The organism is Opitutus sp. (genome assembly GCA_024998815.1).
GTDB lineage: Bacteria > Verrucomicrobiota > Verrucomicrobiia > Opitutales > Opitutaceae > Rariglobus.
The window spans coordinates 668,774-686,702 of sequence record JACEUQ010000002.1; the positions used below are offsets into that span (position 1 = coordinate 668,774).

Below are 17,929 nucleotides of genomic sequence, written 5' to 3' on the forward strand. Positions count from 1 at the left end.
TATCGCGGCTTTTGGCCAGGGACGGCCAACCCTACAGTTCCCGCTCCCGTGTAGGGTTGGCCGTCTCGGCCAATTCAGCGCTCCCGCGTAGCGTTGGCCGTCCCCGGCCCATTTCGGTTATCGGCTCAGCCTGATCGCCGATTGGAATTACGCCCGTTACAGAGCGGGTGATTGCAGGGCCTGGTTGACCGCCAGAACCAAGGTCGAAACCTCGAAGGGTTTGGGCAGAATCCCGCACACCAGATCGCGCAACTTGGGCACCACCGAACAATTGGCCCCATTGCCCGTCATCACCAAGATACGCTGCTCGGGGTGCCGACCATGCAACATTTCGATCAGCTTGACCCCCGACACCCCGGGCATCGACAGGTCAGTGAGAATCAAATCCACGCGCCCGCCGCAGGCTTGCAGCTGGGAAAAGGCCGCATCGGCCCCCGCTGCACCTATCACCCGGTAACCCTCGTGACTGAGGGTGAGCCGGATGATATCGCGCACATCGGCCTCGTCATCGATGACCAACACCGTGCGCCCCGCCCCGGCCGGGGGCAGTCGGTTAACCGCTGGCACCTTCGCCGGCTGCGGGCTCGTAGCAAGCACGTCGGCTTGCAGCGGTAGGTGCACTTTGAAGATCGTGCCCACACCAACACGACTGGTCACACGGACAAAACCGCCGTGCGAGCGCACGATTCCAAGAACGACGGAAAGACCGAGTCCACTGCCCTGGCCGAAGGGCTTGGTGGTGAAAAACGGATCGAAAATCTTGTCGAGGATTTCAGGTGCGATGCCGGTGCCGTGATCGACCACGGTCAACACGGCGTGACGACCCGCAATCAGCTCCGGGTCGCGAGCAGCTGCGCCCGGGGAAATCTCCACCGCCTCCAAGCTCAGCACCAACCGCCCGCCGCGCGGCATGGCATCGGCCGCGTTCAGCGCCAGATTCAACACCACCTGTTGGAGCTGATTGGGGTCGCCCACGACAAAAAAATCGCCCGCCGCCGGGGCAAACTCGACGGCAACACTCTTGGGAAAGGTTTCCCGCATGATCGCGCACGATTCGCGCAGAGTTTTCTGCAGGTCCAGACGGACTTTCTCGCCCGCCTCGCCACGCGAAAAGGCCAGCAATTGCTGAACGATGGCCGACCCGCGCCGCGCCCCCGATTCCATCGATTCAAGCAGCATGCGCGCACCGGCGTCGGTGACAAAACCGCGCAGCATGGCAGGCGCCATAAGAATGGGCGTGAGGATATTATTAAGGTCGTGGGCCACACCGCTGGCCAAGCGGCCAACGCTTTCAAGCCGCTGCTGGCGCAGGAGCTGGGACTGGAGCGCATGACTCTCGGAAACGTCGCGAAAAATCGTCAGGTGCAGCCCGTTTTGGATATGCGCAATGGCACTGTAATCAGCGCGCGAAAGGGTGCCGTCCTTGCGGCGCAGGGAGCATTCACCGCGTTGGGTGCCGGTCTCTAAAAACTCGTGCCAGGCACCCTCGGCCAACCCGTGTTCGCTTTTGCTGAAAATCTCGCCCACCCCGAGCTTGAGCAGTTCCTCGCGGCTATAACCGAGCAGTGCGCAGGCAGCTGGATTCACCTCCACGTAACGCCCCGAGTCGTTAACCAGCATGATCGCATCGTTGGAGTGATCAAAGAGCGCCTGCAACCGGGCCTGACTGTAGCGCAGTTCGTCCTGCTGACGCTTGCGATCCGTGATGTCGCGCTGCACGCCGACGTATTGGGTAACGGTGCCCTGTGCGTCCTTGACCGGAGTGAGCGAGCGCTCGCTCCAGAATGACTCGCCGTTTTTACGCTGATCCAACACCTCGCCGGAAAACGGCAGGCCGGCATCGAGTTTGCGGCGTATGTCGGCGAGCGCTTCGGCATCGGTGCGCTCCGCATGCAAAAAGCCGCACCGCAAACCAATGATCTCGCTGCGGCTAAAGCCGGTCATGCCAACGAAGCTGTCATTGGCGTAGGTCACATTTAGTTCGGCATCGGTGATGAGTACACCTTGGGAAATGGAACTGAGCGCGTGGTTGCGCAGCCGGAGCGCATCCTCGGCCTCGATACGCGCGGTCATGTCCTGGGCGTTAAAGCACACCCGAGCGGTGCGCCCATCGGCGTCGGGCAAGGGCGTGTAGCGGACCATAAAACGCCGGCGGCGGCCGGAGGCATCACTCACTGCGGAGTCGTGGTGCACCACTTGCCCGACCATGGCCAGCGCGAGACTTTGCTTGGTGCGGTCGCTCAACAGCGCGGGCAGTTGTGCGACGGCGGCATCCTCGCTTTGAGCCAAGTGAGGCAGGATTTCGGCGGCGATCTGGCGAGCGGCTCGATTGGCCATCTCGACGCCGCCCAACCGGTCGATCACCAAGTAAACCTGGTCGGAAGAATCCAGAATGGACTGGATCAGCCGATCGGAGTTACGCAACTCGACGGTTCGCAGCTCCAACATGCGTTGCGCGCGGATGAGCGAATTTTTTTGCCGGGCCAGTTCGCACAACCCGAACAGGTAGTCGGGTGCATAGGGCCTCCGCGTGTGCACGCTCGCCCCTGCCCGAATGGACGTGACCGCCGCCTGCGGGTCAGGATTGGCGGTGACCAGTACGAAGGCTGAGTGCGGCGTGGCCGCGATCCACATGCGAACCAGCGCCATCGAGCAATCAGGCAAATCGAGGTCGCAGATCACCGCTTCCCAGGGTTCGTGTGAAAGCACGTCGTCGACGGCCGCGATGTCCTCAACCTGGCTGACCTCGCAGCCCTGGGCGCCAAACACCGCCCGGACGGCGTCGGCCTCGGGCCCGGCTGCCATCGCTAGCAACACCTTCCACGCAGGAGTCAGCGGAGGGGTTTCGATCAGCATGCGAACCCGCTCACGCAAAAGTGCGGCTTCGACGGGCAACGGGGAAAAATCCGTGGCGCCAAGCTCGGAGGCGATTTCCGCGGCCTCTTCACTGGCCAGAATGCCGGAGAGCACCAGGATAGGCGTCAGGTTAAAGCGCTTGTAAGCGGCCGAGCGCAGCATCCGGCAGAACGCCCACCCGTCGATGTCGGGCATGTAAAGGTCGGTGATGACCAAGGCGGGCTGATGGCGCGACATCGCCTGCAGCGCTTCGTTGGCCGAACGGCAGGCCACCACCTGCCAGGGCTGCTGGCCGAGCATGCCCGTGAGTAAATCCAATTGAAGCGGATCATCGTTGACCAAAATAACGACGGGGAGAGTGGACAAATCGGCGGTCATCAGGGTCCCCGATTGACCACATCGGGACGCGTGCTGTCGAGGCGCAACGCATGGTCGGCGAGCACCGCTTTGATTTGCGCGTCAAGGGCGGCGAACAGGGGCGTCATATCGAGGCCGTGAGCCAGGGCGGACTCGGCCTCGGCGGCGGCGAAATGCAGGCCCTTGGCTGAGAAATTAACCGACGCCCCCTTGAGGCTGCGCAGGATACGGGTTAACAGCGCCGTGTTGCCCGCTGCGTGCGCCGCACAGGCACGCTCAAAGTAAATGGTCACCTCCCCGCAGAACTGGCTGAGCATCTCATGGGCCAGCGGGACATCGCCGCCCAGCCCCTCGAGCAGCTCCGCCCAGGCGATTGCCGGCGGGGTTTCGTTAGGGGTGGCCAAGGCGGCGAGGTGCATCGAAAGGCATTCGGCCAAGGATTTGGTGCTGATCGGCTTGGTGAGGTAATCGTTCATGCCCGATTCGAGGCAACGCTCGCGGTCGCCCTGCATGGCGTTGGCCGTCATGGCGACAATCGGGATGGCGGGGTTGAGCACGGGGCTGCCACTGGCGCGCACCGCGCGGGTGGCCTCATAGCCATCCATCTCGGGCATCTGGCAATCCATGAGCACCAGATCGTACGGGACGCGGCACAGCGCGGTGACCGCCTCGCGGCCGTTGGCAACCGCATCGGCGCGGTAGCCGAGCCGGGCAAGCATGGCCAGCGCCACGCGTTGATTGATCGAATTGTCCTCAACCAGGAGCAAACGCCACCCGCCCCGATTGCCCGTGACCGGCGGCGGCGGCGCTGGCTTCACCGGGGCAACCGGACTGAACAAGGCCGACAGCGTTCGATTTAACGCGGCCACGCGCACCGGCTTGGGCAGCGTCGCCGCAGCGCCAGCCAGCGCCGGCCGCCCCACCATACTCGTCAGCACCACCACCCGAACCCGCGGCGCTTCCCCCCGGCGCGGCAACAAGGTGGCCGCCAACGCCTCCGCCGCCCCCGAGACCCGGTCGGACAACATCAACACGTCGCAACCCGCCCCCTCCGGCGCGCTCAACCGGTCGAGCACCGACACCAGCGAGGACGCCACCTCGCAGCGCGCACCGCCGGCATCCAACAACAAAGCGATGTGGTCGGCCGTGGGCCGGTGCGACTCCACCAGTAAAATTCGTTTTCCTGCCCAGGTCGGGCGGAGCACCGGCTCGGGTTGCTGCAGGACCTGCAGCGGCAGGGCGAACGTAAACGTGCTGCCCACCCCAGGTCGGCTTTGCAGGGTGATTTCACCCCCCATTAACTCAACGAGTTGTCGCGATATAGCCAACCCCAGCCCTGTCCCGCCGTAACGCCGCGTGGTCGAGGAATCCGCCTGGGTAAACGGCTGAAACAGATGGGCGGCGCGCTCTGGGGCGATTCCCACCCCGCTGTCGCTCACCGCGAAACCAATCAGCGGCGTGCCCGTATCCGAAGGGCGCACCGCCACGCGGACCACCACGTCGCCGCGCTCGGTGAATTTCACCGCATTACCTAACAAATTAACCAGCACTTGGCGGATCCTCCCTGGGTCGCCGCGCACCCGCAGCGGGGTGCCCGGGGCGATCACCGCCGCCAACTCCAGCCCGCGCTCATGGGCTCGCAAGGTGAGTAAATCCAGCGACTCCTCGATCAGTTCCGACAAATCAAAATCGATCGACTCCAGTTCCACTTTACCGGCCTCGATCTTGGAAAAATCGAGGATGTCGTTGATCAGTTGCAGCAGGTTTTCACCGCTCACCCGGGCAGTTTCGGCAAACCCGCGTTGCTCGGCATCAAGCCGGGTATCGAGCAGCAGCCCGACCATGCCCATCACCCCGTTGATCGGCGTGCGCAGCTCATGGCTCATGTTCGCCAGAAACATGCTCTTGGACTGATTGGCCGCGGTGGCTTGAGCAGCCATATCGTTGGCATGGGCGATCGCCTCGCTCAACCGGCTATTGCTCAGCTCCAAATCCCGCGCCGACTGCACCCGTGATTCATTGGGGCGTGCGGTTTGGATCAACAAAGCGCCACAGCCGTCGGGCCGCCGCCACGGCGACGCGCGCACGCGGACACGCCAACCATCGGATTCGCTGCGAATGTAATCGTAGGTAAACAACGCGCGTTCGCCCGCCATCAGTTGCCTCAAACCTGAGCCAAGCTCCGGCGTGCACCCGGCAAAAAAATCCTCACCGACGCTCAAGCCTGCCTGGGCCGACACCGCCAGCACCCGGCCATCGGGACTGATCAAAACGCCCGAACCCTCAGCTGAAGCCGCCATGGCATCGAGCAGCGCCTGATCCCCGTCCAAAGGCGGTAACACAGAAGCGGATTCGCCCGGTTGAAGGGGTGGCACGCTCATCGGCAACCCTCCGAAAAGTGTAGCTTACAGCCCGGTCCCGGCGCCGCATCAACGCCGTACAGGGACGCCACCCAAGGTGACGACAGGGATAGAAACAGGGATCGCATCAGAAAACTTACCCCCCTAATCGGCACGGAAGGCTCGGGTCTTAAATTTTAAGTGAACCCAAGCGCAAAACAGGGAGGCGCGGGGCGGGCGGGTGTGTTTGCCTGACAGTAACATTCACCGTGTCGGATGAAACCACAGCAGTTTAGCCGCGAAAGAACGCAAGGAACGCAAAGAACAAGCCTGCGTATTTCTATGCGATCACTGCGATCTTTCGCGGCTAAAAGGATCGAAGTCGGGGCGTTGATTGCACGTGGTTGCTGATGCGACAACTCGATGGTGACAGCCTACTAATACCAATTCGCGATCAAGGTGGGATTAATTAACCTGGTCGCTGGAGAGAGGATACCACCCTGAGCTCACGCTCAAGGCCACGGGGAGTGTGTTAGCGAAGCGTGTGATTGCGAAGAGCGTGAGCTCGAAGAACGTGTTCGCGAAGCGTGTGGCCTTGAGCGTGAGCTCAAGGATGCCGTAAACACTTAACTCAAAAGCCAATGAGTATAAGCCATAAAAAAACCTCGGAGCAGCGCTTTCGCGCCACCTCCGAGGTCAGCATCCAAAGGCTTATAAATCCTCGTTACTCGGCTTAGTTGCGCGAGAGCAGGCCGATCAACTTGGCACCGGAATCACGCGACTGGGCCAACATGGCGTTGTGGGCGTCGCGGAGCATGTTGAGGCGGGAAATCGCGGTGACGTCGGTCGCCAAATCCGCATCGCGAATGACCGAAAGCGCGGCTTCGTGGTTGGCACTGGCAGTCGCGGCAATGTTAACCGAGAAATCGATGCGGCTCTGCACCGCGCCCACATTGGCCAACACTTGGCCGGTCTGCGTGAGGGCGTCGTTGATCGTCGTGCCGGCCCCGAGGCTGGCGATCGTCGTCGTGTAGTTGCCCGAGGCGTCCTGGCTGATCAGCGCCCCCATGGCGCCGTTGCTCAGATTCATCGACGGCAGGGTGATCTGCTCGTCGGCTTGCAAACCCACCGACAGCGTCTCGGCGGCAGCCGCACCAAACAGGCGCGTGCCGTTGTAGGTGCCCGACGGGTTGCTCACATCAGCCGTGCCACCGATTTCGGCCGTGGTGCCACCGATGGTCTGGCGGAGCTGATCCTGCAACTTGGTGAACTCGACCTGATAGAGCGAGCGGCTCTTGGCATCCTGCGTCGCATTGGAGCCGAGCACCGAGAGTTCGCTCAGGCGGGTCACCACGCGAGAGATGGTGTTGAGCTGGCCGGCGGTGGACTGCATGCGGCTGACACCGTTTTGCAGGTTGATTTCCACGCCACGCAGACGGGCCTGCTGGCCATCAAGTTTGGCGGCCATACCCACGCCCGCGACATCGGCGGCGGGGGTATCAATGCGTTTGCCGGAGGAAACCCGCGCGGAGGCGGCGTCGTTGAGGGATTGAAGGCGGCCGAGTCCAGCGGCGAGAAAAAGGGATTGTTGGGTGGTACCGAGAGGGGACATGGGTGAATGGGGTCGAGTGTTCAGGGCTTGGCTGACCGGGTCGGGGCGACCAGGCGGGGCAGCGAGGGCATGCGGGAACCAGCTCCGCCGGCGGCGGGGGTGGAAACGGCGGCGGCTTGATTGCTCGCCGCGATATCAATGAGGACCTCCTTGCGCACGATCGAGATCTCGCGAGGGGCCTGGATGCCGATTTTCACCGTGTCTCCATCGATGCGCGTAATGCGGATCTCGATGTTATCACCGATGACAATGGCTTCATTAACCTTTCGAGTAAGAACAAGCATGGCTGAGATCAGCTGGCGGTGACGAGGGGGTGGCGGGCGCTGTATTGCGCGTGGTTGGCGATGACGACCTGGCGGCCGACCCCCGTATGTCGATTAACAATAATGGGGCCGACGAGATTCACGGTAGCAGTAGAGGACTGATCGCGGACCGTGACAATGTTGAATAACAGGGCATCAGAGGCTTCGGTGATTCCCAGGGCGTTGGCGTCATCGTCGAACAACTCGGGGGTGTAGTCGGGCAGCAGTCCGGCCGGATCGATGACCACAAAGTGCAGGGGGGACGGCCCATGCAGGCGCAACCACTGGAACGGCAATTGGTCGGCAAAGTGGAAAATCTCGCCGCGGTGGTGTTCGGGGAAGCCGACGATGCCGGTGGGGAAACTGAGGTCCAACGTGGGTGGAGCCTCGAGGTCTTGCAGTTGGGGTGATTCGGCTAGGACTTTCATGGGTGGGTACGAAAAAAGTAAAGTTACCTAATATAATCGAGCAGCGACAGTTTCAGCAAGGTCGCGGAAGAGGATAATGCCGCCTCGTAGGCCTGCGTGGTCTGGTTGAGGTTAACAATGGTTGAGGGCAGATCAGCATCCGCCTCGAGGGAAACTTGACGGTCCAGTTCGTCGCCCCGGGCCTTGTGTTGGGCCTTGGCAACTTCGATGCGCAGCTGGACCGCGCCGTGTTCACTGAGAGCGGAAACCAGAAGGTTTTCGGACGTATCTAAATTGGTGCGCGTGGCCTGCACGCCGGCGGTGCTGCCCGTGTTCAGCGCGTCGCGCAGGGCGATCAGCTGAGTCATGAAAGCGGCCAAGCCGTTGTTGGTGGCCGAACCCGTCGAGGGTTTGATCGAGGTTCCGTCGCCCAGCGGCACAGAAATTTCACCGGCATCGCCCGCATAAGCGACCCCCGTGATTTTGCCGGTGACGTCGCGGGTGAGTGTGAAGGGAGGTGTGGTGACGGCGGTGCCCGAGAAGATGTAGTCGTTGCGCGAGCGGGTGTTACCCACCGTGGCGGCCTGTTCGAGCAACTGGTTAACCTCGGCACCGTAGGCTTTCATCGCAGCAGTGCCGATGCTGCCGGTGCCCAGCACGCCGAGTTCGCCCGCGCGGTCTGAGAGTTTCTTAAATTGAGCGAGGGCCGCATACGAGGTCTGTGAATACGCCAAGGCGGTGTCGGCGTTGCGCGAATACTGGGCGACCGCGCTGCGCTCCATCTGGGCGGAAATCACCCGGCCCATGGCGGAGGGGTCGTCGCCGGGCAGGAAAATGCGCTGGCCGGTAGCGACCTGGTTCTGCAGCTCGGCTTGGCGACCGCTCAACTTTTGCAGTTGAATGAGGACGGCGGTGGAGGTGCTGGCGGTGGAAATTCTCATGGTGTTTTAGGAGCGAGGATGAGCTAGGCTTTGGGGTTACCTGCCTAGGCGGTTGACGACGATGTCGATCAGACCGTCGATGATGGAAATGACTTTGGAGGAGGCCTCGAAGGCGCGCTGATACTTGAGCAGATCGGCCATTTCCTCGTCCATGGAAACGCCGCTGAGGCTCTGGCGCTGCTGGTTGACCAGTTTGGTGATGGTGGACTGGTCCTCCAGACGGTTGGAGGTGCTGGCCACAGTGCGGCCGAAATCACTGACCACGCCCGAAAAATACTGGCTAAAGGTGCCGTCGATGGCGTCGCCCGAGGTGACGGCGAAGGAGCGCGAGGCGAGCGCGGCCACTGCGGCGGCCAGGGTGTTGTCGCCGACCGCACCGTTGGATGCTTTGAGGGTAGCCGGGGTGAGACCGGCCGCCACAGTGAGAGTGGAAGCAGCCGAACCGGTGGTGAACGTGAAGAAATTAGCCCCGGGGGTGCTGAGGGGATTATAGGCGGTGTTGACGGCGAGGCCGATCTGGCCGGCGAAGGTGTTGAGGCTGTCGCGCAAGTCTTGCACCGCGCCGTCGCGGGCCTTGAACAAACCGTTGACCTTGCCGGAAGTCAGGGCGATCGGCGTGCCACTGGTGCCGGCGGTTAAACCCGTGCCGATGTAGTTAACCGGGTTGTTCACCGAGGCCAGGCTGACCAGGGTGATCGCATTGCCGCTGCCGTCGCGCACAAACACATCCACTTGGCCCACTTGCGTGGCATTCGGGGCGGTCTCGGCACCGATCAGCCCGGCGAGTTTTTCGATGGCGGCTTGGCGCTGGTCGCGCAGGTGGACTGCGGTGCCCACGGCGTTGATTTCCAGACCGCCGATCTGGCTGTTGAGCGAGGCGACGTTGGCCAGCAAGTCGTTCACCGTGGCGACATCAGCGGCGATGTTGGTGCCGGCGGCGGCTTGCACCTGCGCCAAGCGCTCATCGGTGGAGTTGAAGCGGTCGGTGAGGATGCCGGCTTGCTGGATCAGATTCTGACGCTGGCCCATGTCGGTGGGGCTGGCGGCGAAGGCCTTGAAAGCGTTGAAAAAACCGCTAACGACGCCCGACATGCCGGCGGCAGGGGAAGTTGCCTTCTTGGTACTATCGATCGACTCGCCCAAAGCGGCCTGGGTTTTAGAGTAAATATCATTCTCGGCCGTGAGGCTAGCCAAGGAGGCGGTCTCGCGGCTGACCTGCTGGTCGATCAGGAAGTCGCGGATCTGCTGGACGGACTTGGCCTCGATACCCAGCGATTGCGCGCCCTGGGGGGTGATAACGGTGCCGCGGTCACCGAAGACCACCCGTTGGCGGGAGAAATCGGGGTTGTTGACGTTGGCCAGATTGCGCCCCGCTACCTCAATGCCGATGGACTGGGCATGGAGGGACTGAACGGACTGGTTAAGCGTGCCAAATAGACCGGCCATAATGGTGTGGGGTCGAGGGGGAGAAAGGCGTTAGCAGGTGGCGGCGACAGGGGCGGACAAGCGGCCTTCCAGCAGGGGTGCGCTGGGGGTGCTGGGGGCGAGTCCGGGATTCATGCCAAGGGACTAAGCAGAGCCAATGCCACATCTCTAACTACACGAATCGGCAATTTGTTAAAAATTAAGCTGAGGGCTTTGGCCGCCCAGGGGGCGATAGGGGGAAAAAACTGCCCCGGGGCTCAGAGGCGGGGCGAAAAAGGGGCAATGACCCATGACCGATTGCGGAGGACTCCGGGAGGCACTGGACGCTGAACGTTCGATGTTGGACGTTGAACGTTGGTGCGGACGTGCTGGCGAGGCTTCGGCCGGAACGCTGAGCTCCAGCTCGGCCTTTGCGGGTTCTCGCTGTGCTGCACGGAGCCGAGCTGGAGCTCAGCGTTCCGTTGGGCCCGCGCTACCGATTCCCCGGTGGTCCGGGCGTTAACCGGCGGCTTGCAGGGTGGCGGCCGGGCCGGCGAGCGATCCGATGCGTCCCGAGGGCGCGTAGGTGCGCGGCCGGGCGGCGGGGTGCAACGTCGCCAGGGCGTCGCGGTGCAACTCGACGGCACGGGCCAAAATCGAGTGGTTCTGGCGGGCGCGGCGGCGCACCCGGTGCAACAGGTGATTGATCTCGTCGATGAGCGCGCCGAGCAGGGGCTGCTGGTCAGCCGGGAAAAACTCCAACAGGCGGCGCAGGTTGGTCTCGGCGGGCTGGCCTTTGCCGGTGGCAAAACGCGCCACCCAGGCCTCGCGTTCAAGGCGGTGGCGGGCGGTTTCAGCGGCAATTTGCTCGATGGCCAACGAGGTGTCGGCCACCGCCTGCACCTCGCGGCGCCACAACTGAGCTTGTTGTTCATCAAACAGCGCCAGCAGCCCGCCGTAACCGGCCAGCTCGGCACGTAGCAATTCCACCAGGGGAATGAAAGGATGTGAGGTCATTTGGGTTGAGCGACCGGGGTCGCGGGAGAGAGTTGCCGACTGATCACCTTGGCCAGGCCGAGTCCGCCACCTTGCGCGATGGAATTGGCCAGCGTGTCGGTGAGCATGTAGCCGTAAACGCCACCACCGCCGCCGGCCCCGGATTTGGATTTTTCGCCACCGACGCCGCCGTTCATCATCGGCTCGATCGCCGGGGACAACAGCTGGCGCACCATGATGGCCTCAAACTGCTGGGCCGCCTTGTTCAGTTCGCTAGCCGTGGGTTTAGGGGAGTTTTTGAGTTTACCGCCGGGCATTGAGGTGGACCGGTCGATGGAAGAAATGGCAGAAAGGGGATCGATAGACATAGGAGTTGGGGGGACCGTAATCAGTTAATAATCAGGTCGGCTTGGAGGGCGCCGGCGCTTTTGAGTGCCTGGAAAATCGACATCATGTCGCGGGTGCTCACACCCAAGGTGTTGAGCGCCGAGGCAAGTTTTTCCACCGTGGGAGCTTCAGGAATCATGGTGAAATGCCCCGTGGTTTCCTTCACGTCGGTGTTCGTGGTGTTGGTGATCGCCGTCTGGCCTCCGCTCAGAGCACCGGGCTGAGAAACCGTGGGCGTCGAGGCGATCGTGATAGTGAGAGAACCGTGGCTGATCGCCACATGCGACAGGCTCACCGGTGCCGTGGCGACAATCGTGCCCGTGCGCTCGTTGATGACGATGCGCGCCATGGCGTCCGGGGTGACTGTAATCGCGCCGACATCGGCCAGAAACATGACGTCACGGCCGACATATTGGGGAGGCAAATTGAGGTCGATGGTCGACGCATCGCGGGCCAAGGCGTCGGCGGTGGGGAAAACCGCGTTGATGGCATCGGCCATGCGGGCTGCGGAGGTGAAATCGGGGTTGTACAGGCTGAAGGAGATACGCCCCTCCTGGACGATGGTGGCGGGGATTTCGCGCTCAACAATCGCGCCGTTGCTGATGATACCCACGGTGGGGTGATTCTTCTGGACCGTGGCGCCACCGGAACCACCGGCACCACCCAAAAAGCCACCCACGGCCACCGCGCCCTGGGCCACCGCGTACACCCGGCCGTCCGCACCCAAGAGCGGGGCTTGCAGCAAGACCGCGCCCTGCAGCGACTTGGCGTCACCCATCGAGGAAACCGTGACGTCGATGCGCGAACCCGACTTCAGGAACGAGCCGATGTCGGCGGTGAGAATAACAGCAGCCGCGTTCTTGGCCTTGATCAGGGTCGGGTCGATCTTCACGCCGCTGCGCTCCAGCACGTTGGCCACCGAGCTGAGCGTGGCCAGGGCGTTGGAATCGCCGTCGCCTGCCAGACCCACCACCAGGCCGTAACCCACCAGTTGATTGTCCCGCTGTCCGGCCAGGCGGGCCATGTCCTTGATTCGCGCCGCCTCAAGCAAGAGCGGTGAGATCAACCCAAGGAGTAGGAGTAAACGGCGCATGTGTTAAAACGGGGGCGGGCGGGAGAAAACTCAGAGGGGGCGGAACTTCTCGTAGATTTTGCTCAACCAGCCGCGCTTGGCTGCATCGCTCATCGTGCCCTCGGAAATGAACTCTACGCGGGCGTCGGCGATGTTGCTCGACTGGATGGTGTTGTCGCTGGCGATGTCGGCGGAGCGCACCAGGCCGTGGAGCACGATATGCTGGGTTTCGCCGGAAAAGGTGATGCGGCGCGACCCGGCGATGACCAGGTTGCCGTTGGGCAACACATCGGTGACGAGCACGGCGGCGCGGGCGTTGATCGTCTGGGAGTTTTTCACATCACCGCCGCCCTTGAAATCGCTGCTACCGCCGAACTTGATGCCCGGCATCTCGCCGCCCTTGGTGCCGAACTTGCTCACCGAGGACGGGAACAGGAACTGGCTCACCGAGGCGTCCATGTTGCTCGCCGAACTGCTGCTCTTGCTCTGCGAGGCGGTTTGGTTGGCGGACTCGGACACGACGATGGTCAAAATATCGCCGACTTGGGTCGCCTTGATCTGGGTGGCGACCCCCTGCTCGCGTGAACCGGCGGCCGTCCACAGCGAATCAGCGCGCACGGTGGCGGCCGAAACGGGGAGTAAACACAGGAGCAACAGGCGGGTTTTCATGGGAGAAAAAAGAGGGGTTGAGGACTAGAAGCGGATGGTGGCGCGGGACTCCGAAACGACCTGGGCGACGAACTCCTTCTTGGAGTCAGGATTGCGCACGCGCACCGTTTCACCGCTGGCAGCATCATTGAGGGCGATGCCGTTCAAGGTGACCGTCAGCGCGCCGGAGGTGGCGATGACCTCCATGGCCTGGCCGCGGCGCACCAGCGGGCGGCGCACCACATCGCGCCAAGCCACCAAGCGGCCCATAGGCATGTTGCGCGCGAAGTTGAGATCCAGTTTGGGGTCTGCGGGAATGGAGTCGCGCTCGCGCAAGGCGTCGAAGCGGCGGGGATCGAGGGCCAAAGGATCAAGGCGCGAGCCGGCCGTAACGGGATCGCGCACCATCCAGCCGTCGCGCCACAACTCGGCGCGCAGCACCAGCATGTGGTCGCTTTTCACCCCGGCGGAGTCGGTTGCACGCACCGTCACCAGGATCTGCGGGGCCAATTCTGCGGAGGCGGTTACGACCACCAGATCGGCCTCGACGGGGGTGGCGGCCGGGCGCGGGCGGTTCCACGCGAGATTAAGCTGGCCGGTGACCTGATAGCGGTCGGTCAACAAGGCGCACAGCGTCTCCAGCCACGGGTCGGGCGCACTGGCGGTTGCGCCGGTGGCTGAAGCGGGAGCCGCTTGCACCTGCGCCTGGCCGAAGGTGGCGAGGGCGCAGAACAGACCGAGAACAAGATAACGGCGCGACATGGGGGAAAGGCTCAGCGTTTGAGTTGGTTAACGTTCTGCAGCATCTCGTCGGAGGCTTGGATCGACTTGCTGTTCACCTCGTAGGCGCGCTGGGCGACAATGAGGTTAACCATCTCCTCGACGATGTTGACGTTGGAGGTCTCGACGTAGCCCTGCATGACGCTGCCGAAGCCGTTTTCACCGGGTGCGCCGACCTCGGCCGTGCCGCTGGCGCCGGTGGCCGCGTAAAGGTTGCCGCCCAGACTCTGCAAGCCGGCCGGATTGGCAAAACGCGACAGGGTCAGGTTAAAGGTGGTGGTGCCACTGGCGGTTTGGTAACTGACCACGCCGCTCGCAGAGACGTTGATGGCGGTGGTGCCGGCGGGCACGTTTTGGAAACCGCCGAGCACGGGGCGGCCGTCGGTGGTGACAACCTGACCCGCCGAGTTGAGTTTAAAGGAACCATCGCGGGTGTAAGCGACGGTGCCGTCGGGCTTTTGCACCTCGTAAAAGCCGTCGCCCTGAATCGCCAAATCGAGTTGCTGGCCGCTGTTGGTGAGCTGGCCTTGGGTAAAAATCTTGGTGGTGGACGCGACGCGCGTACCGTTACCCACCTCAATGCCGGTGGGGACCACGTCGCCGCCGCCGCTCTCGGCACCGGCGTTGCGGGGCTTTTGGTAAAGCAAGTCCTGGAACTGGATCGTGCTGCGCTTGAAACCCGGGGTGTTCACGTTCGCGAGGTTGTTCGCGATGGTGTTCAGGTTGAGCTGCTGAGCTTCCATGCCCGTGGCGGCCGAGTAGAGTGAAAGATTCATAGGATTGGGGCTGGGGGGTTAGTTAGCTGACCGCATCGAGGGTTTTCTGCATGATACCGTCGCGGCTCTGGATGAGCTTCTGGTTGGCCTCGTAAGCGCGGGAAATATTCACGAGGTCCACCATCTCGCGCAGGGGAGAGACATTACTGCCCTCCAAGTAGCCCTGCTGGATGATCGGTTTTTCGACCGGCACCATGCCCGCGCCGGTGTCGGCGAGGAACAGGCCGCTGGCCATGGAAATGAGGCGTGCAGGATTGGTCGCCTTGGCGATACCGAGCTTGCCGACGATGTTTTCACCGTGGCGAACCGTGCCGTCCTCCATCACGACAATCGCGCCGCCCTCTTGCGAGAGCTGGATGGGGCTACCGGAGTTGTTAAGCACCTCGCAACCCTGAGCGGTCACCAAGGTGCGATCGGCGCGGACCTGCAGTTCGCCAGCGCGGGTGTAGGCGGTGTTGCCATCGGGCTTGCGGACGGTGAAAAAGCCCGGGCCGGAAAGGGCCACATCGAGCTCGCGGCGCGTCGGGTTGTTTTCGCCCGGGTTAAACGCGATGGAATAACGCGTCTGGGGAAACAAAGCCGGCATGCCATCGCCGTTGTCAGGCTTGGCGCCGGGCTGGGTCAAAATCTCGCCATGGGCCTCGGCGGCGACCTGCACGGAGCGGCGCTTAAAACCGGTGACTTGGGCCGAAGTGATATTCTGGGACACGGCATCCTGCCAACGCTCCAAGGAGCTTAGCGCAGCGGCGCTTTGGTAGAGTCCGATATTCATGCCAAGGGGCTAAGCAGAGCCAATGCCACATCCCTAACTACACGAACCACCAGTTTTTTAAAAACGCGCGCGGGGATCACGCCGATTGCCTGCGCAAACAAGGGTAAAATCTTCCGCGTGCCCCGGCCCTCCCCTGCCCGGCCCCATCCCAGGCCCCATCCCCGGCCCAGGCCCCGCGCGTGCCGATTCCCCCCGGAGGGACGACCTCCGTGACGTCCGTGATCGACAGGCAAAGTAGCGCAGACTTCCAGTCTGCTCAGGGGCCAAACTCCAGACCTTGAGCTCACGCTCAAGGCCACAAGGAGTGTGTTCGCGAAGCGTGTGGCCTTGAGCGTGAGCTCAAGGATTCGGCTGATCTGCGTTCGACGGCTCAGGGGCCAAACTCTAGACCCAAAGTGTCACCTAATAGGTGACACTTTGGGCCGCCGCCACGCCTCCCCACTCAAGCGCACCGCAGCTCAGCGACCACGTTCGGAGGTGGGCCCGCCCTCGAACATACGGCCCGCCCCCCCCCCCCCCCGCGTCGATCGCCCCCTCGGAACCGACGCCCCCCCCCCCCCGGAGGGACGACCTCCGTGTCGCCCGTGTTCGTCCTCAGCGCCCCACCAATTTCGCCAGACGCGCGCTGGCGTCGTGCAACTCCTCCGACTTGCTCGTGAGCAGCGCGGAGGCGCTCGCCGTCTCCTCCGCTGTCGCCGCGTTGGCCTGCGTCATCTGGTCCATGCGCGTGAGCGTTGTGCTGATTTGCTCCAAGCCCGCTTTCTGCTCCTGCGAGGCTGCGGCGACGTCCACCACCAAGCGGTCCACTTCGCGGACCTGATTAACAATCGAGCTCAGTTCCGTTGCCACCCGACTGGACAACTGCACGCCTTGCGCACTGCGCTCGCTGGCCATCGCTATTTTGTCGGCGGTTTCGCGGGCAGCCATCGCGGAACGTTGCGCCAAGGACCGCACTTCGTCGGCCACCACCGCAAACCCCGCGCCCGCCTCACCGGCACGCGCCGCCTCCACCGCCGCATTGAGCGCCAAGATATTGGTCTGAAACGCGATCTCATCGATCGTCTTGATGATTTTGGAAATTTCCAGCGACGACTGGTTGATCGCCGTCATGGCGACCTGCATGCGCTCCATCTCCTGCGCTCCGGTTTCAGCCGCGATGCGCGCGTTGGCAGCCGAGGCTTTACCCGACTGGGCATGCTCGGCGTTGCGCTTGGTCATGCTAACCAATTCCTCCAACGTGGCCGACACTTCCTCCAGCGAAGCCGCCTGCTCACTCGCGCCCGCCGCGAGCGTTTGGCTTGCCGCACTCACCTCGCGGGCGGAGACGATGTTGCCGTCGGCCAACGCACTGAGTTCGCCGATCACCTTGGCAAACGGCTTCGGGATACTCCGCGCCACCCCGAAGGCCACGCCCGCCAACAGGACCAACGCGCCGACGGCCCCACCTCGCAGCATCAGCAGAAACCATTTTGTCGCGGCAGCGCTTTCGGCGTTCAGCCGCACGGATTCCGCCTCAAACAGTTCGCCCACCTTTCCCAACGATTCCTCCAGCGCCTCGAAGGTTTGCGCAAAGTGCAGTTGGGCTTTTTCAACGGCAGCCAGATCGGCCCACGCCAGCCCCACCAACGTCTCGGCCTCCTTCAGGTAGACCTCCAGCGGCGCGGCGACTGCCGCCTGCGCCTCTGCCACCGCCGGCGGCATCGTCATGGCGCTGTTGGCCGCCAAATTATCGCGCATCGTCTTAATGTGCTCCTTAACGGATTTCAACAATTGATCGCGGCCGGCCTCATCGCGGCAGCGCCGATTCATAGCGGGAAGTTTACCGAGGTAAGTGCGCGGAGCGCGCGACGGTCATGATTTTCGGACATGTGGGCGATAAAGTCGGAGGTATAAAGGTGGCGTTTTTTAGTTCGTTGACCGCGCCAGTGCATGAACAGGCTGTTGGCCCAGCGGTTGAACATGCCGTGGATGCGCACCGCGTTCGGGCGGCGTAATCGGCAGCGATCATCCTGGCGCGAGGCGTCGAGGCGGGCATGCAAACCGGTCTCGATTCCCCAGTGCGCAATGTTGACCTCCAGCCATTGGGCGGGAGTCAACTCGGCGGCGGGGCGACTGGTGATCAGCGCCACGGTCTCGGTGGGCTTGCCGTGGCGTTTTCGGCAGATTCTCGCGGCTTGCGCCACCAGGGGGAAGCAGGCGCTTTCCGCGCTCAACTCGCGCGCCACCAGGGTGCGCGTCACGGGGTGCTTCTTTTCCTGGGTGGTACGTTGCTCGGCAGCG

16 protein-coding genes are annotated in these 17,929 nt (G+C 63.0%); all 16 read right to left on the reverse strand.

The window, feature by feature from the left end; all coding sequences use genetic code 11:
* Positions 1-156: 156 nt before the first annotated feature.
* Complete coding sequence (locus tag H2170_10655) at positions 157-3,222, reverse strand: response regulator (GenBank protein MCS6300538.1); 3,066 nt, start codon at positions 3,220-3,222, stop codon at positions 157-159.
* Positions 3,223-3,233: 11 nt separating this feature from the next.
* Complete coding sequence (locus H2170_10660; protein ID MCS6300539.1) at positions 3,234-5,594, reverse strand: response regulator; 2,361 nt, start codon at positions 5,592-5,594, stop codon at positions 3,234-3,236.
* Between the two features lie 691 nt (positions 5,595-6,285).
* The gene (locus H2170_10665) at positions 6,286-7,164 is read right to left on the reverse strand and encodes a flagellin (protein ID MCS6300540.1); all 879 of its coding nucleotides are present in this window, start codon (positions 7,162-7,164) and stop codon (positions 6,286-6,288) included.
* 20 nt (positions 7,165-7,184) lie between these two features.
* Positions 7,185-7,448, reverse strand: a complete 264-nt coding sequence (gene csrA, locus H2170_10670) for a carbon storage regulator CsrA (protein MCS6300541.1) — start codon at positions 7,446-7,448, stop codon at positions 7,185-7,187.
* A gap of 8 nt (positions 7,449-7,456) precedes the next feature.
* The gene (locus H2170_10675; protein ID MCS6300542.1) at positions 7,457-7,894 is read right to left on the reverse strand and encodes a flagellar assembly protein FliW; all 438 of its coding nucleotides are present in this window, start codon (positions 7,892-7,894) and stop codon (positions 7,457-7,459) included.
* Between the two features lie 23 nt (positions 7,895-7,917).
* A complete protein-coding gene (locus H2170_10680) occupies positions 7,918-8,814 on the reverse strand; it encodes a flagellin (GenBank protein ID MCS6300543.1) in 897 nt (298 codons plus the stop codon).
* A gap of 36 nt (positions 8,815-8,850) precedes the next feature.
* Complete coding sequence (gene flgK / locus H2170_10685; protein ID MCS6300544.1) at positions 8,851-10,260, reverse strand: flagellar hook-associated protein FlgK; 1,410 nt, start codon at positions 10,258-10,260, stop codon at positions 8,851-8,853.
* 477 nt (positions 10,261-10,737) lie between these two features.
* Entirely contained in the window at positions 10,738-11,235 is a 498-nt protein-coding gene (gene flgN, locus H2170_10690) for a flagellar export chaperone FlgN (protein MCS6300545.1), read from the reverse strand.
* Positions 11,232-11,582: a rod-binding protein gene (locus H2170_10695; GenBank protein ID MCS6300546.1), complete on the reverse strand. Its 351-nt coding sequence runs from the start codon at positions 11,580-11,582 to the stop codon at positions 11,232-11,234. Before H2170_10695 ends, flgN begins: the two co-directional genes overlap by 4 nt.
* A gap of 20 nt (positions 11,583-11,602) precedes the next feature.
* A complete protein-coding gene (locus H2170_10700) occupies positions 11,603-12,694 on the reverse strand; it encodes a flagellar basal body P-ring protein FlgI (protein MCS6300547.1) in 1,092 nt (363 codons plus the stop codon).
* Between the two features lie 30 nt (positions 12,695-12,724).
* Positions 12,725-13,342 carry a flagellar basal body L-ring protein FlgH gene (locus H2170_10705; GenBank protein ID MCS6300548.1) on the reverse strand — a complete coding sequence of 206 codons (618 nt, stop codon included), beginning with the start codon at positions 13,340-13,342 and terminating at the stop codon, positions 12,725-12,727.
* A 24-nt stretch (positions 13,343-13,366) separates the two neighbouring features.
* Positions 13,367-14,083, reverse strand: a complete 717-nt coding sequence (gene flgA, locus H2170_10710; GenBank protein ID MCS6300549.1) for a flagellar basal body P-ring formation protein FlgA — start codon at positions 14,081-14,083, stop codon at positions 13,367-13,369.
* A gap of 11 nt (positions 14,084-14,094) precedes the next feature.
* Entirely contained in the window at positions 14,095-14,877 is a 783-nt protein-coding gene (flgG, locus tag H2170_10715; protein MCS6300550.1) for a flagellar basal-body rod protein FlgG, read from the reverse strand.
* A 22-nt stretch (positions 14,878-14,899) separates the two neighbouring features.
* On the reverse strand, positions 14,900-15,649 hold the full coding sequence (locus tag H2170_10720; protein MCS6300551.1) for a flagellar hook-basal body protein: 750 nt from the start codon (positions 15,647-15,649) through the stop codon (positions 14,900-14,902).
* Between the two features lie 594 nt (positions 15,650-16,243).
* Positions 16,244-17,458: a chemotaxis protein gene (locus H2170_10725; protein MCS6300552.1), complete on the reverse strand. Its 1,215-nt coding sequence runs from the start codon at positions 17,456-17,458 to the stop codon at positions 16,244-16,246.
* Positions 17,455-17,889, reverse strand: a complete 435-nt coding sequence (locus H2170_10730) for a hypothetical protein (protein MCS6300553.1) — start codon at positions 17,887-17,889, stop codon at positions 17,455-17,457. The genes H2170_10725 and H2170_10730 overlap by 4 nt, the downstream gene beginning before the upstream one ends.
* Positions 17,890-17,929 lie beyond the last annotated feature (40 nt).